This window comes from Vibrio minamisatsumaniensis, from assembly GCF_050337445.1.
In the GTDB taxonomy this organism is placed as follows: Bacteria; Pseudomonadota; Gammaproteobacteria; order Enterobacterales; family Vibrionaceae; genus Vibrio; species Vibrio artabrorum.
Genome location: NZ_JAKJSY010000064.1, coordinates 1 through 15,789 on the forward strand (window position 1 = coordinate 1; position 15,789 = coordinate 15,789).

The following is a 15,789-nucleotide window of genomic DNA, read 5'->3' on the forward strand; positions in this document are numbered from 1 at the left end:
ATAATAAAACCCACTTCGAGAAACCCCAAACACCTTAGCCATACGGACAATCCTATATTGCAACAGGTGTTCGAGCATAAACTCATAGCAATCTACTTTAGATTTTTCGCGAAGTAGGTGGCGGCCTTTTTTACGATATCTAGCTCTTCAGCTTGCTCTGCCAATAATCGTTTGAGTTTGGCATTTTCAGTGGCGAGCTCCCTTTCTCTATCGCTGATTTTCGCATCTTTTTTGACGGCTTTACGCCACCCATAAATTTGAGATTCATATAGCGAAAGCTGTCGTGCGGCAGCAGAGACACCGACTTTCTCTGCTAACTTAAGCGCTTCGGCTTTAAATTCAGGAGCATGTTTGATTCGTGTTTTCTTAGTTGTCATTGTTCACCTCGTTAGTGATTGTACTCACTTAACTCGGTGTCCAAAACTTCTGGTGCGGATCATTATTCATTGGTCAAGGTTTCCCGATCTGATGTTGTCGCTTGTTACTTTCCCTTTACTCTTTCTGGTTGATGATAACACAGCATCTATTCTTTCGATTGCTATTGTCCCACTGTTGTATTTGTTAATTTATGCTTTGGCATGCTTTTATTTGTGTGAACACTACTTAGGTCATCAGTACCGATTTGTCAGCATGATGTTCGCTATTTCATCACCTACCATCATTCATTTTTTACCGGGTTCTATCGATCATCATAATATCCAGTTAATTTTAGCGACGCTCTTTCTCGCGATAACCCCTATTACGATAAGTCAGCTTAACCACTCATGGCGTATCTATATTCAATCTATTTTACTGTCTCTCTCTTTGTGGACAGGGATGGATAATGTCTTGTTATTTATGGCTTACTTTATTGCATATACCCTATATTACTGCTTCTTTCGTCGAGAATGGTTTGGTTACCTCACTCAATTATATGCAACATGTACGGTTTTTGGCATCAGTGCGATTTTATTAAACAGACCTTACAGTGAGTTTTTTATCTTTAAGTACGATGAAATATCACTCATTCTAATTCTTCTTTTCTTTGCTGGTGGGGCCTTTGTTCATGCTTATAATCGATTCAGCGATGATGATGAGAGTTTAGCTCGAAAGCTTTTTTTATGTTTTATTCTTGGTTTCTTGTGCTTATCTCCAGTCGTTGCTCTTTATCCATCACTCACGAGTGCTTTGTTCATTGATTACCCGCCGGTACTTAAGTTGTATTGGCTTGACCAAGTTACAGAAGCAAAATCAATAGCAAATTACATCGCCAGTAATGGTTTTTTCTCTATCGAAAATTATGCCCTACTACTAGTGCCTGCCATGCTATACCCAATCTTTGGAGATAAAAATCACCACAGCACAATATTGTATCTGATATTCATGTTCTATTTATTGCTGGCGATATTTTGGCAAATTAGAGTCATGAGGTTGTGTTTTGTTTTAGCAGCACCTTTCCAAGCCTATTTTGTTTTCAGGGTATCTGAATATGTTAAATTTTCAATTTTGAAGGTAATCGTCGTTTTATCTGGCGCACCATTAGTTGTCGCTCTTGTGATACTTTTGTTGTCACCAACAGAGCCAATAACCCCCTCTTTATCTGAGCGTCCTAAATCACCTAACATTTCCAACGTACTCAAAGATAATGGGATTGAATCACAGACCATACTCTCAGGAATAGAAACGGGTGCACCTGTATTAGCCAAAACAGACAACAAAATTATCGCTGCACCTTATCATCGAAATATTGTCGGTAACCTATTCCTTATCGAAGTGATGCTGGAAGAAGATCTTTTGTTGGCTGAAAGGAAGATCATAGCAAAAAATATAAACTATATTGTTATCGGTAATGACCCTCATTTGGTCATTTTAAGAGATTCTGCAAGTGAAGGCGCGCTGATTAAAAAACTTTATGGTTCAGAAACACCGGCTTGGCTAGAGGTGATACATGATGACATTCAAGATGGTTATCGTATCTTTAGAGTAAGGGGCAATTCATGAATAAAAATATAGCAGTATTACTCCCATGCTTTAACGAGGCTGGGGCTGTAGGAAGAACGGTTGCTTCTTTTCAACAAGCCTTACCGAACGCAACTGTTTATGTGTATGACAACAATTCAACGGGCACTACTGTTGAAGAAGCTTTAAAAGCTGGTGCTATCGTTCGCTATGAATCTCGTCAAGGTAAAGGAGAGGTTGTCAGGCGTATGTTTTCCGATATTGACGCCGATATTTATGTGATGGCTGATGGTGATGACACTTACGATGCCTCAATATGCCCGATGCTAATTGATCAATTATTGAGAGAGCAGTTAGATATGATCATTGGCAGTCGTGAGCGCTCTTTGGAAGCTTATCCAAAAGGGCATATCTTCGGTAATAAAATGTTCTCATCATTGATCAATCGTGGATTTAATGCTCATCTAAATGATGTATTTTCGGGATACCGGATCATGAGTCGTCGGTTTGTTAAAACCGTTCCCGTTTTTAGTGATGGCTTCCAAATTGAGACAGAGCTTACCGTGCATGCATTGCATCACAACATGTCAATTAAAGAGGTGGCGACTCAATACCGAGCAAGGCCTGACTGTACGGCGAGCAAATTGAACACATTGAGCGATGGTATCAAGATTCTTAGCTTTGTTTTGTTCTTATTGAGAGATGTAAAGCCAATGTTTTTCTTTGGTCTACTGTCGGCCTTGCTTTGTATCATCTCATTAGGATTAGGGATCCCTGTCATTATTGATTTTATTGATACAGGATTAGTCGAAAGAGTACCGACTGCTATTTTGTCTAGCTCCATTGCGTTAATCGCGGTGATGGCTTTTTTTTGTGGGTTGATACTCGACAACGTATCACGAGGCCGGCGAGAGATGCGCATTCTTTCTATATTAAGGTGTCGTGATGGCAAATCATTGGAATAAGGGGCATTAATGAGAATAAGCAAGGATGAAGATAAGGAGTGGCTCGATTATTTATCTCGTTTTAGTGATGAATACGATGAACGAGTTTATCAAAGTTATTCAACCGGTTATGTGATGAGGGCTGGTCACATTGCGTGTGAAAAGCCATTCGGTGAAGACAAACATTTTTCGAAAGTCTTAGAGGTGGGGGCTGGAACCGGTGAACACTTATTACATGTTAAGCATACTTTTGATGAATACATTGTTAGTGATGGTGATGCATCGGCACTCGAAGTCGCACAGAAGCAACTCAACCCTATCAACGCCTATGACAAGCTCACCTTTAATGTCACGAATGCTCGAGAGTTAGATTTTGAAAGCAACAGTTTTGATCGTGTCATCGCCACTCATATATTGGAGCACCTGTATGAACCTCACTTGGTGATCAAAGAGTGGCTAAGGGTGTTAAAGCCAGAAGGAACGCTATCTATTTTGATTCCTACCGACCCGGGAATTGCTTGGAAGGTCGGTCGCTATATGACGACAAGAAAACACGGTTTAAAAAAGGGCTGGAATTACGATTACATAATGGCGAGAGAGCATGTAAATCCATGCAATAACTTAATGGCTTTTTTAAACTACTACCTTCCTGACAATCAACACTCGTTTTGGCCGTTGAGTTTTGCGCCATTGATTGACTGCAACTTATTCTTCAATTTTCACGGCATTAAAAGGGTCGCTAGACATTAAAGTAGGAAGCCAGTTGTTAGCTTCCTACTTCCTGTTTAGTGTTACAGGCCAGTAGCGACACCAAATAACATGAAGACTCCGACAAGCCCCACAATGGGCATCTTCACCGTTTTTAATAACCACACACCAACAACGATCAGAACGAAATCTAAGCGACTGTTCACGGCACTTGTGAAGATCGGTTGATACAGTGCTGCCAGCAATAAACCAACCACCGAAGCATTCACCCCCGTAAGAGCGCCTGCCACCAAGGGCTTGCTTGCAATCGCTTGCCAGTTTTTTAGTACACCCAGTAGCAATAAGAAGCCCGGTAAGAACACGGCGATCGTTGCGAGTAGTGCGCCTATGATCGGTGCCGATGGCATCAACATATAACCTAGATAAGTGGCTAACGTAAACATCGGACCAGGGACCGCTTGCGCAGCCGCATAGCCTGTTAGGAAGGCATCTTGAGAGAGTTGATCACCAATCCTATTTTGTAGCAGCGGAAGTACCACGTGGCCGCCACCAAAGACTAAGCTACCTGCTTGGTAGAACAAGCCAAACACTTCAATGCTTTGAGAGTAAGCACTGAATAGAGGCAGACCAACCAATAACGCAACAAATATTACGAGAGGCGTTACCGATATTTTCTGTGTTGAAGGTGTTGTTTTTAGCGCTTGAGACGTCAAGAACTGACTGCCCACGATCGCTGCAAACAATAGAACTAACACTTGAGGCCAGATCCCAGGAAGCAAAAGCAAAACAACGGTGGTAATCACACATAAGGCGGTTGCTACCTTCGATTGACAAAAGTTTTTGTACATCCCGAAAGTGGCATCAGCCACCACCACAACGGCGAGTAATTTAAGCCCATGGATGACGGAGATAAACAGCGGGGCTTCTAGCAACTGGTTGCTAACTAACGCCAATATCAACATCAGAATGACCGATGGGGAAGTGAAGCCGATAAAGGCTGCAATAGCCCCTGTTAAGCCACCTTTCTTGTAGCCAACCGCGAAGCCAACCTGACTGGATCCCGGCCCCGGAAGAAATTGACTGAGGGCGACAATTTGCCCGTACTCTTGGTCGGACAACCAATTCAGTTTCTCAACAAACGTCTTACGGAAGTAGCCAATGTGTGCCGCTGGTCCACCAAAGCTAATCCAGCCCAGCCAGAAAAAGGTTTTGAAAATTGAAAGCATGATCGATTCCAGATAAATGTTTAGCGTAATTTAGGCGGAGTTAAACTATGATTCAAATTAATTGTTTTAATTATAACCATGAATGATATGGGTTTCTCTTATGGCTGATTTTAACTGGAAAGGGATCGACCTTAACTTGTTGATTGCACTGCAAGCGCTGTATAAAACCAACAGCGTTAGCAAGGCTGCTGAACGTTGTTATGTGAGCCAATCTGCGATGAGTCATAGCTTACAAAGGCTTCGAAAACTGTTTGATGACCCTTTGTTTGAGCGTGTAGGTAGCAAGATGGAGGCGACCGACCGAGCCATTGAATTATCGAGCACCGTGGATGCGTTACTGAATACCATTCAGTCAGAGGTACTGCTGTCTAAATCGTTTGATGCAGAAACGTATAAAGGGACTTGGAAGATTGGTCTCACGGATTATGCCGAGCAGATGTTCGCTCCAACAGTGTTTGACCTGATTAAACAATCCTCGCCTTATTCCCAAGTCGCGTTGTTCAATGTAAACCGGAGTAACTACCAGCAAGTCTTTGAAGATGCCAAGCTTGATATGACGATAGGCAGCTTTGGTGAGGTACCAAAGCAATATCGAACAAAGCATTTGTACACGGAGCAACATGTTTGTTTACTTGATCAGTCGGTTCTATCTATTGAGGAGCCGATGTCGTTAGCACAATTTGTTGCTGTCGAGCACGCGCTCGTTTCTCCCAATGGTTCCCTAAAAACGGGCGTAGACATTAAATTGGCGGAACTGGGTTATACGAGAAAAGTGGCGATTGCATCGAGTAATTTTTTAACCGTTAAGCGACTCATTCGTGGCAGAGAACTATTGTGTATTGTCCCCAAACTCGTTGCGCGCAAGGATATCGATAGCGAAGAAACTTTGCTGGCAGTGAAACCACCGATTGATGTTCCAGATTTTGATATCCAGCTTGTCTATCGTAAGACAAAGCAGTTAGAAGATAAAAATCAATTGCTTAGAAGGTTGATTGCGAAAGCGATTTCATCTGTGATGAGTGATTCAATTGATTAGTCGCGATGTGTCGTTAAGTTCGTATAAATTATCTCTAAAAAAAACAATTGATGGCCAGAACGTGACTATACTTAATTTACGACTCAAAACAGTCGTAAAGAATAGGATTTTTGATTTACCTAAGTGAAAAATTGCTTATATCCTTATGATGTAGCTTAAATAACTACCAGTCTAAACGGACTTAGTTGGTCTTAAAGCGCTAGCTCCCCCTAGCGCTTTTTGTTTATTCTAAAAAGAGAATCGAGTCCATTTTTTTGCTCGCCAACGATGTGCCATGATGATTCCACGGAACCATTCGTCCATTGCGATAGCCATCCAAGCACCAAACACGCCATAACCCCAGTGCACGCCAAGCAAATAGCTCATGGCAACTCCAATACCCCACATACTCAATATGCCCATTTTCACAGGGAACTTGATGTCACCTGTCGCTTTTAAGGATGAGATGAAGATCAGGTTAAAGACACGGCCAGCCTCTAACACAATTGAACCAGTGATCAGCAATGCAGCCAAGGCGATGATTTCAGGATCTTGAGTGAACAAATCCAGAATTTCAAAGCGGAAAATGTAGACCATACAAGTAATACTGGTCGAGGCGATAAAACCAACCACAAAGTAACGTTGTACGCGATGGGTGATTTCATCTATCCAGCCTTTGCCTATGTAATAGCCCGTTTGAATTTGGCTACCTTGACCAATAGCCAGTGCAAACGCAAAAGAGAGGCGAGCGATGTTCTGTGCGTAAGTAAACGCAGCTAATGAAGACGTGCCCATCTGTACCACGAAGAAAGTTATGCTGATCTGAGCCATGTTATAAGAGAGTACTTCTCCTGCGTTCATCGATCCGATCTGAATGATTTTTTGATAGATAGATTTAGGCACGGCTTTGAACTGCTTAAGGGGTAAGTCTATTCCCTTACTTTTTACGACGCTGATTAAAAGCAATAGACTGATCATTTGACTGATAACCGTTGCTGTTGCTACGCCTTGCACGCCATATACTGGTAGGCCAAAAGGTTGATACAGCACGCAGTAGTTACCAAATACGTTAATCACTCCCGCAATCAAGTTGATGATCATCGGTGACTTTGAATAGCCATGACTGCGCAAAATCGTCGTTAGCACCACGCCAATCGTTACATTGAAAGTGAGGGCGCCACTGATGAATAGATACTCTTGAGCGTATTGCTCTACTTGAGCTTCAAGTTGATAAAGTGGGATAAAATACTCAGCACCAAGAACAGCGATAATACTCAATAGAAGGCCAGTAATAATGGCTAATACGATGCTTGCCACTCCCACATGAGCACTCTCTTCATTACGAGAGGCACCGTTATATTGTGCGATTAATATCCCCGTGCCACTGCTGACCATGGTCGAGACAATGATCAGGAAAAAGGATATCTGAGAAATAACACCAACGGCAGACACGGCTTTGTCCGAGTATCCCGATAACATGAATACATCACTGGTGTTGAGCGCGGTTCTTAATAGAACTTCAATAAAAATCGGCCAGGTGAGCGTTACGATTCCCATGCGTTTATTTAGGGCGGAATCAGCATTAGGCATTTAGGTTTTCTCGAAAAAAAGGGTAGGCGACACTATAGTTTAGCGATTATTGAGTCAACGACTATCAAATTAATGTCCGGAAGAGTAATAAGGATAAATCACATTTTTATAAAACGTCAGAATTACGAGGTTTGAGGCGTGAGGACATTCTTATTGTGGTGATAAAGTCGTAGTTGTTTTTTATTTCATTGGTCTGATTTAAAACAAAAAGCGCCTTGGTAGGCGCTTTTAAAGTTGGGGGGTAATGCAGAGTGCTACGATTGCTTAGCTGTTTCTAGCTTTGCATCTTTACCTGCCTGCTTTTTTTCAAAGCGCGAGATCCACCACCAAGCAAGACCAGAGAATACCGCTGTCATGAATACATTGATAAAGAAGGCTTGAACTAGGTCAACACCAGTTGGGAATGCAGACGCCGTCATACTCACAACGAAGATGCCGATAAGTACCGATACTACAGCCATACCTTGAACTCGAGTACCCATGCGGAAATCACGCGGTGTGTCGTCATGCTTCAAGCGGAATACAAAGTACGCCACCATGATGAAGATAGGCGGAAGCATTGCTGTACCAGCCGTTAGGTTGATTGCTGTGTTCATCATCTCTTGTACGGATTCTGAGCCGAAGCCGTTAGCCACAAGCATCACGAATACAAACGCGAACTGCCACCAAGCTGCACGTACTGGCACGCCGTGTTCGTTCAGCTCTGTTGTCTTCTCGCCGTAAACACCTTTAGGGATTTCAGAGAAGTGAATTTTTACTGGCGCTGCCGTCCACATCATCATCGAACCGAACATGGCAACGAATAGGATAATACCGACGAAGCGACCCGTTAAAGATGGTGAAATGTCGAAGTAGTTCGCCATACCTGTGAATATTTCAACCATGCCGCCAGCGTAGGTCAGTTCATCACGAGCAACGAATACGTTTACCAGTAGCGAGCCCACTGCGTACATTGCGCCGATTGCGATACCTGCACCAATGATAACCTTGATGAAAGACTTGTGACCGCCCTTCACATCGTTGAGGTAAGCGGCTGCGGTTTCAGCACCACCAGCTGCTTGGAAGATCCAACACATGATACCGAGCGTTGCCCAGTTGATGGTCGGTGTCATGGCTTCAAGCGTGATTGGTTCTACTGGCTCATGGTTGCCACCCAGTGCCATTAGTGCACCGATAACGTAGATTGTAAACAGAGCGAATACACCGTAGGCCACGATCTCGGCAATCTTACCTAGCCAGCTCGCACCTTTGGTTGAGATGTGTGTCGCTGCTGCAAACAGAGCAATCGAGATAGCCGAGGTGACGACTGGCGAGAAGGCGTATTCATAGCCCAACATCGCGTAAGACGCATAAGCGATGACGTTGGGTAGTAGGGATACAAACCAGAAAAGGTTTACGAACCAGTATAGGAACGAACCTAGGTAGGCGGCTTTTGAGCCGAGTGGTTTTTTAAGCCAGTCATACATGCCTGACTCAGAATTTTTATTTGCGGATACGAATTCAGCAATGATGAACACGAATGGAATAAAGTAAATAAGGGTAGCGAGCAAAAAGATAGGGGCTGAACTCAATCCCAATTCGATGTTGTTGTTTACAATGTTGCGAACGTTAAATACCGCTGCAAATGTCATGGAAAGCAGGGCAAATTTGCCTAACTTACCGCGTACTGATTCAGACATGGTGTCCTCCAAGGGTCACGTAATTATAGTCGTTATATCTTTAAGCTTCTTTGTAGGGGAAGAAGCTTAAAGGCGTAATGCAGTGTGATTGAGCAATGAACAGCAAGCTTCAGTCACACTGTGAATAGATCTTGTTGTTGCTACTTTCGGCTATTTGGCTTCGGTAGCTTGTTTTCGGTTATTTATTTAGCTTCAGTTACTTACTTATTAAGGAAGTAGCCGTCTTCTATGGTCACTTTCAGTACCACTTTGCGAACTCGGTTATCACCGTGAAAGCGGTAAGCTTTGCTGTTATCAAAGATTGCCACTTGGCCTGCAACTAACTCACGAGTCTCGCCGTTACCCATGAGGTGTTCACGGTCGGTTTCATCGCTGTAAGCTTGGGTCTGTTCAAGTTGAGACTTAGCTGCAAACTCAACCGTTTCACGACCTTCCAAGTAGTAGTGCACATCAAAGTAACGGCGGTGACCGGTGAAGTTTTCTGTGTTACGAGCCACGCCGTCTTCAATTATGTAAGCCAGTGAGTCACCTATTGAATACATCACGCCATCTTTGATGTTGCCGATGTTTTCAATCGCTTCTACACAGCGCTGCCATTTACGACCGTCGCGGTAAACGACTTTAAATTGCTCTAGGTTGTCTAAAACGATCATCGCTTATGCCTCGTTCTGTTGTGGTTGAGTTGTTGGCGTATTCGCCGTGAAGAACTCGTTACCAAAGTTGTGATTGATTAGGTGTTGTGCGTCGCAATCACCTGCTTGGAATGGAATCAGAGTTAGGCCGTAGCGGAACTCATCCATGTACACACGGTAAGAATCCAACACTTCACTGCCCCAAGAGTTTGAGCCTAAGCCCATCACTTGGTGGTCTAGATTTAGGGTGATGTAGCCACTCTTCTCCAGTTCAATCGTATGCTGTGCTTGATGCAGGTTTTGGTTGGTGTAGAACCATGCGCTGAAGTTGATTTCTTGCTGTGGTTTTACTGCAATACCATTACCCGCGCGGCTTGAAAGCGCAGCCCAGCGAACGTGTTGACGGTTGCCATTATTTTGTGGGAACGGGTAGTTCTCGAACATGTCAGCCACGGTGGATTGGTAAACATCAATCATGTTGGCTTGCTTGCTGTCTTGGTAGTTCTCTTCAGGGCCGCGGCCGTAGTATTGAACTTGGTCGAAGTCGCCATTAATGCCCATGTCGAAACCAATCACTGGAATCACGTGTGGGTAATCACCGTAGCGTTCGCCACTTAACTCAACGTTTAATTGACCTTCGGCACTGATCTGGTAGCGATATTCACAGCGCATACCGAAATCGAATACTGGTGGAGCAATGATGCTGGTGGTGGTGATCTCGACCTTGCCGTTGTTCTCTTCAACACTTAGCGTGCGGAAGTGCTCCTGCATGATCTGTAGGTGTGCCGGTTCCCAGTAACCATCGTGCTCTTGCTTATGGTTATCGATCATTGGCTTGAAGAAGTTCAGCTTAGGATCCGACTTAATCAGCTCTTCGCCATTGACTAACCATGACGTCAGTTTGCCATTCACTTTCGAGAAGTTCAGAGCAAAGTTGTGGCCTTTGATTAGGTAAGCTAAACGAGACTCTTCCACACTCAGTGCTGTCGCATTGTTGTTGGTGAAGACTTCTAGCTGTGCAGTATTCTCTTTCACTTGGAATTGGTACACCGCGATGTCGTGGTTCGCTTCGCTGTAAGGCGTGCGAGAATCTTTGCGCACCGTAAAGTTCACAAACACCTCACGCTCATCAAACTGTGGCAAGTTAAGCGTCAGTTCACGACTAGAGTTCTCAGCCAGTTCTTCAACCTTGATGTGTTGTACAGCAATGGTTTCACCCTCAGCGCGGATTTCCGCAGTGATGGTGTAGTCATCGATGTTTGAGAACCACAGCTTGTTGTCTACCGTGAAGGTGCCCGTTTGTGCATCGAAATCACGAAGCTTCACTGGGGCAATCACTTGCTTGTACTCTTTCAAGCCAGGGCCCGGCGTTTGGTCTGGGTAGATCAAGCCGTCCATGCAGAAGTTGTAGTTGTTCGGGTAGTCACCGTAGTCACCGCCGTACTTGTAGAATTCCGTCCCTGCTTCATCTCGCGCTAGAATGCCGTGGTCACACCATTCCCAAACATAGTGACCTTGAATCGCGTCATGCTTGTAGAACACGTTTTGGTATTCAGTTAAACCGCCCGGGCCATTACCCATTGCGTGTGCGTATTCACAGATAATGCGTGGTTTTTCGTGTGGGAATTCACCGAAGGCATTCATTAACTGAGCGCGTGAGTACATGGTTGAAATGATGTCGACCACTTCAGCATCACGGTCTTCTTCATAGTGAACCAGACGCGTGTCATCAATTGCTTTTGCAGCATCGTACATAGAGCGGATGTTACAGCCGTAGCCAGACTCGTTACCTAGTGACCACATGATGATAGAGGGGTGGTTCTTCTGAGCGTGAATATGGCGTTCGATACGTTCAACAAACACCGCTTCCCATGCCGGATCGTTAGTGATGCGGCTTAGGTCGCCAACGTTAGCAAAGCCGTGTGTTTCGACATCAGTTTCGCCCATCACGAATAGACCGTAGATATCACACAGTTCGTAGAAGCGTGGGTCATTCGGGTAGTGCGCCGTGCGTACTGAGTTGATGTTGTGCTGCTTCATCAACACTAAGTCTTTCTCTACGCGATCCATGCCAACCGCACGACCTTTGAGGTGGTCGTTGTCGTGACGGTTTACACCGTGCAGCATCACGTATTTGTTGTTGATGTAGAACAGACCATCGCGAACTTTGATGTCACGGAAACCAACACGTTGTGGAATCACTTCTAGCACTTTGCCATCGGCGTCTTTTAGCGTCAGCAATAGTTGGTAAAGGTATGGGGTTTCAGCGTTCCATTGAACAGGGTTCACCACATCGATAGAGAATTGAGTATTCGCATTGCCATCGACGCTTAAGTTATCTACTGAGCCTTGCGAGATAACTTGGCTGCCATCAAGCAATGCGTACTCAAGGGTTGCCTTGGTCGCTGTTGCTAGGTTTTCTAGGGCAACGTTGCAGGAAAGCGTCGCGCTTTGGTAAGCATTATCAAAATCAGTGCGAACCGTTAGGTCTTGAACGTGAAGTTGTTCTTTACCCACTAGGTAAACATCACGGAAGATACCGCCCGTCCACCACATGTCTTGGTCTTCAATGTAGGTGGAATCGGCCCACTGCATCACGCGAATAGAAAGTAGGTTGTTGCCTGCTTTTACCTGGCTAGAGATATCGAACTCAGCGGTTAAGCGGCTGCCTTTGCTAAAACCTACGTACTCGCCGTTTACGTAAACTTCGAAGTAAGTTTCAACGCCATCAAATTTAATGATGGTTTGTTTCTCGTCCCAGCTTTCGCCAAGGAAGAAAGAGCGTTGGTATGCGCCGGTTGGGTTGTCTGATGGTACGAAAGGCACATCAATTGGGAATGGGAAACCTTCATCTGTGTATTGAAGATCACCGTGTCCTTCCATTTGCCACATGTTTGGTACCGTGATATGGCCCCAGTCGCTCATTTCTTGAGAATAGAACGCTTCAGGCACCAATAGTGGGTTGGTGAAATAGTTGAAATTCCATTGGCCACTCAATAGTTGGAAGTGGCTGCTCAGTTCACGCTGAAATGTTTTTGCATTTTTTTCTGATGCGTAGGAGAAGAAGTATGCACGCGGTGCCATACGGTTCTCATGTAAGTTCAGGAAGTTTTCCCAGTTGTTCACGTTGCCTCTCTCTCGGTCTGAATGCAGTTTGCTGACCGACGTTCTTATGCGTAATTGGGTCGTAGTGAATACGAGTATTTTTGGATTGAGGTAATTATTAGTAAAAGTTTTACTAAATGAAATCAGTGAAAACGTTTTACTTTAACTTCATCACGTTTTTCATGGTCTTTTGGCTGTGCTGTGTGATCGACTTAAAAGATTGCTATGTGCTGATTGATGAAGCCGGTTAACGAGGGAGATATATGGAGATTGATGTCTGTGATGGACACAAAAAAGGCTGCTTTCAACCAAAGCAGCCTTTATTTATCTATTTGATATATTTAATTATTTTGTTGTATCACGCAGCTTAAGCTTACTTGGTACATAGACGCGTAATGGGATGGTTCGGCCGTCGCGTACTTTCTCAATCAGCAGGTTAACGCCTTGAATTCCCATCAGTTCAGAGTGAATACGAACAGTTGATAAAGATGGGAAGGTAAATTTAGCTGTTGGGATGTCATTCACACTGATCAGCGCAATATCTTCAGGAATGTTTAATCCGTGCTCATGAACGGCTCGTAAAACGCCAATTGCGATGGAATCTGACGCAATAAACATGGCTTTAGGGTAGTCGCCCGTCGCGAGCATCTGTTTTGCAAGCTTGTAACCTGAAGAGCTAGAGAAGTCACCGCGGTAGATGTCTTGCTCACTGACAACGTTCTTGAGGCTGCCATATTCAGCAAAGGCCACTTCGCGAATATCAGCAGTATTGATGTCGTCTTGACCGCCAATAAAGCCGATGCGTTGGTAGCCTTGGTTGATAAAGAAGTTGGTGATCTCTTTACTGATCAAAGCCAGGTCGATATCGACAGAATCATAAGGTTCTGAGTGATCGGTAAAATCAACATAACAGATATTATCGCTCAGCTTTTTGGCTTGCTCGATAACCTCTGGTGTCATTCTTCCGACCAATAAAATACCTGTTATCGGTGCGGAGTTTTTCTGTATTTTTCTTTCATAACAGTTGGTTAGCTTAACTTCCATTTTTTCGCATTGGGTTTCAATCCCGTGGCGAATCGATAGGTAGTAAGGGTCATTAACCTCAGCTTCTTGCTTGTAGTTATACAGTGCTAGGAAGTGATGGTTTTGCTTTTTATTGCTAACCGTTTTTCGTGAACTGCTGGTTTTGTACTCCAACTTCTCTGCAATTTCAAAGATACGCCTTTTGGTCTCTTCCTTGACGCTTAATGTTGGATCTTCATTAAGAACCCTTGAAACTGTCGCCAATGATACATTCGCTTCAGCCGCGATATCTTTTAACGTTGCCATACTCACTTCCTGTTGTTGGAACATTGCGCTGCTTTGACATTGAGTAAAAAAGCAATGCACCTCTTTATTCACCAGACCTATTGTAATCAAACTGGAAACCATTGCATCAACTTTTAGTAAAATAAACAGATCCCGCCTCTGTGATGTTTCAAGTCCAAATGTCGTTCATTATCTTATTAAAATTCAATGCATTATTGATTAAGTATTCAAGGTTGCCTCCCTATCACCATCACTAACCGTTATGAAAGCTGTGTAAACGTTTACACTCCGTGAGTTTGATCACGGAATTGTAGTCAAAATGGCTGCTACTATTTCTGACATACGGAGCTACTGAGCTGAATGTCAGTTCGAGTTAGCCCACGAATGACGACAAAGAGAGGTTGATTGTGAAAGTACTGGTTACGGGCGGCATGGGTTACATCGGAAGTCATACATGCATTCAAATGATACAGGCAGGTATGGAGCCAATCATTGTTGACAACCTTTGCAACAGCAAAGAGCTAGTGCTGGAGCGAATCGAATCGCTAACGGGTAAGCGACCAACGTTTTATCTTGGCGACATTCGTGAGCAATCTTTTTTAGATAGCGTGTTTGCAGAAAATGATATCCAAGCTGTGATTCACTTCGCAGGCCTGAAAGCGGTAGGGGAGTCGGTGGCTAAACCTTTGGAGTATTACGATAACAACGTTAATGGTTCATTAGTGTTAGCGCGAAGCATGAAGAAAGCGGGCGTGAAAAGCATCGTATTTAGTTCTTCGGCTACCGTTTACGGTGACCCAGAAGTAGTGCCGATTACTGAAACTTCACCAACTGGCGCGACAACTAACCCGTATGGTCGCAGCAAATATATGGTGGAAGAGTGCTTAAGTGATCTGTTCAACGCGGAGAACGATTGGAGCGTGACGTTACTGCGTTACTTCAATCCAGTCGGCGCACATCCATCGGGCACTATGGGTGAAGACCCACAAGGTATCCCAAATAATTTAATGCCGTTTATCGCTCAAGTAGCCGTCGGTCGCCGTGAAAAACTGGCTGTTTTTGGAAACGATTACCCAACCGTCGATGGCACAGGGGTCCGGGACTATATTCATGTCATGGATTTAGCGGACGGCCATGTCGCAGCACTAAAAGCGGTTGGCGAGAAAGCAGGGTTACACATTTACAATCTCGGTACAGGCAAAGGTTCAAGCGTACTCGAGATGGTTGAAGCCTTCGCACAAGCGTCTGGCAAACCGGTTCCTTATGAACTTTGTCCACGCCGTGCAGGTGATATTGCCGAATGTTGGGCAAGCACCGAAAAAGCCGAGCGTGAACTTGGTTGGAAGGCGACGCGCAGCGTGATGGAGATGACGGCGGATACGTGGAACTGGCAGTCGAATAACCCGAACGGCTATTAACCTGTGTAATTGAAGCTGCCTAGCTGCAACTCCAATTTCTTTGGGGAAGGCAAAGACAAGATATGAAAAAAGAGAGATTCCAGATATCTCGATCCTCGATTCTGGAGTGACAAAATTTAACGCTACGGTTCTAAACGTCATTCCCTACCGCAAGTAACGAGCGTGATAGGGAATCTCCTCGCAGAAGAATGATTCATCTTGGTGAATTGACCAAGACACAAAATTT

The 15,789-nt window shown here is 44.3% G+C and carries 10 protein-coding genes and 2 pseudogenes; 5 read left to right on the forward strand and 7 right to left on the reverse strand.

Features of this window, described 5'->3' with window-relative positions; translation table 11 throughout:
- Positions 1 to 377, reverse strand: a pseudogene (locus L4B77_RS14520) (transposase); the annotation flags it as partial.
- 61 nt (positions 378 to 438) lie between these two features.
- Here L4B77_RS14520 and L4B77_RS14525 point away from each other — a divergent pair.
- The 3 genes and pseudogenes from L4B77_RS14525 to L4B77_RS14535 form a co-directional block, all read left to right on the forward strand.
- Positions 439 to 1,980: pseudogene (locus L4B77_RS14525) on the forward strand (hypothetical protein); the annotation flags it as partial.
- Complete coding sequence (locus L4B77_RS14530) at positions 1,977 to 2,903, forward strand: glycosyltransferase family 2 protein (protein WP_429751272.1); 927 nt, start codon at positions 1,977 to 1,979, stop codon at positions 2,901 to 2,903. The pseudogene L4B77_RS14525 and the gene L4B77_RS14530, both read left to right, overlap by 4 nt.
- A 9-nt stretch (positions 2,904 to 2,912) precedes the next feature.
- Positions 2,913 to 3,632, forward strand: a complete 720-nt coding sequence (locus L4B77_RS14535; RefSeq protein ID WP_261837961.1) for a class I SAM-dependent methyltransferase — start codon at positions 2,913 to 2,915, stop codon at positions 3,630 to 3,632.
- 41 nt (positions 3,633 to 3,673) lie between these two features.
- Here L4B77_RS14535 and chrA read toward each other — a convergent pair whose 3' ends face one another.
- Positions 3,674 to 4,816: a chromate efflux transporter gene (gene chrA, locus L4B77_RS14540; RefSeq protein WP_429751275.1), complete on the reverse strand. Its 1,143-nt coding sequence runs from the start codon at positions 4,814 to 4,816 to the stop codon at positions 3,674 to 3,676.
- A 100-nt stretch (positions 4,817 to 4,916) separates the two neighbouring features.
- Between chrA and L4B77_RS14545 the strand changes: the two genes are divergently transcribed.
- Positions 4,917 to 5,852: a LysR family transcriptional regulator gene (locus L4B77_RS14545; RefSeq protein WP_261837959.1), complete on the forward strand. Its 936-nt coding sequence runs from the start codon at positions 4,917 to 4,919 to the stop codon at positions 5,850 to 5,852.
- 228 nt (positions 5,853 to 6,080) lie between these two features.
- Here the strand turns inward: L4B77_RS14545 and L4B77_RS14550 are convergent, their stop codons facing one another.
- From L4B77_RS14550 to ebgR, 5 genes are all read right to left on the reverse strand, one after another.
- A complete protein-coding gene (locus L4B77_RS14550; protein ID WP_372040185.1) occupies positions 6,081 to 7,421 on the reverse strand; it encodes an MATE family efflux transporter in 1,341 nt (446 codons plus the stop codon).
- A gap of 254 nt (positions 7,422 to 7,675) precedes the next feature.
- Positions 7,676 to 9,100, reverse strand: coding sequence for an amino acid permease (locus L4B77_RS14555; RefSeq protein WP_429751278.1), 1,425 nt, complete (start codon positions 9,098 to 9,100; stop codon positions 7,676 to 7,678).
- Positions 9,101 to 9,300: 200 nt separating this feature from the next.
- Entirely contained in the window at positions 9,301 to 9,753 is a 453-nt protein-coding gene (locus L4B77_RS14560; RefSeq protein ID WP_429751280.1) for a beta-galactosidase subunit beta, read from the reverse strand.
- Between the two features lie 3 nt (positions 9,754 to 9,756).
- The gene (gene ebgA, locus L4B77_RS14565) at positions 9,757 to 12,858 is read right to left on the reverse strand and encodes a beta-galactosidase subunit alpha (protein ID WP_429751282.1); all 3,102 of its coding nucleotides are present in this window, start codon (positions 12,856 to 12,858) and stop codon (positions 9,757 to 9,759) included.
- Positions 12,859 to 13,182: 324 nt separating this feature from the next.
- Entirely contained in the window at positions 13,183 to 14,166 is a 984-nt protein-coding gene (ebgR, locus tag L4B77_RS14570; protein ID WP_429751284.1) for a transcriptional regulator EbgR, read from the reverse strand.
- Between the two features lie 386 nt (positions 14,167 to 14,552).
- On the opposite strand from ebgR, the gene galE reads away from it, so the two are divergent.
- Entirely contained in the window at positions 14,553 to 15,563 is a 1,011-nt protein-coding gene (gene galE / locus L4B77_RS14575; protein WP_261837953.1) for a UDP-glucose 4-epimerase GalE, read from the forward strand.
- Positions 15,564 to 15,789: the final 226 nt, after the last annotated feature.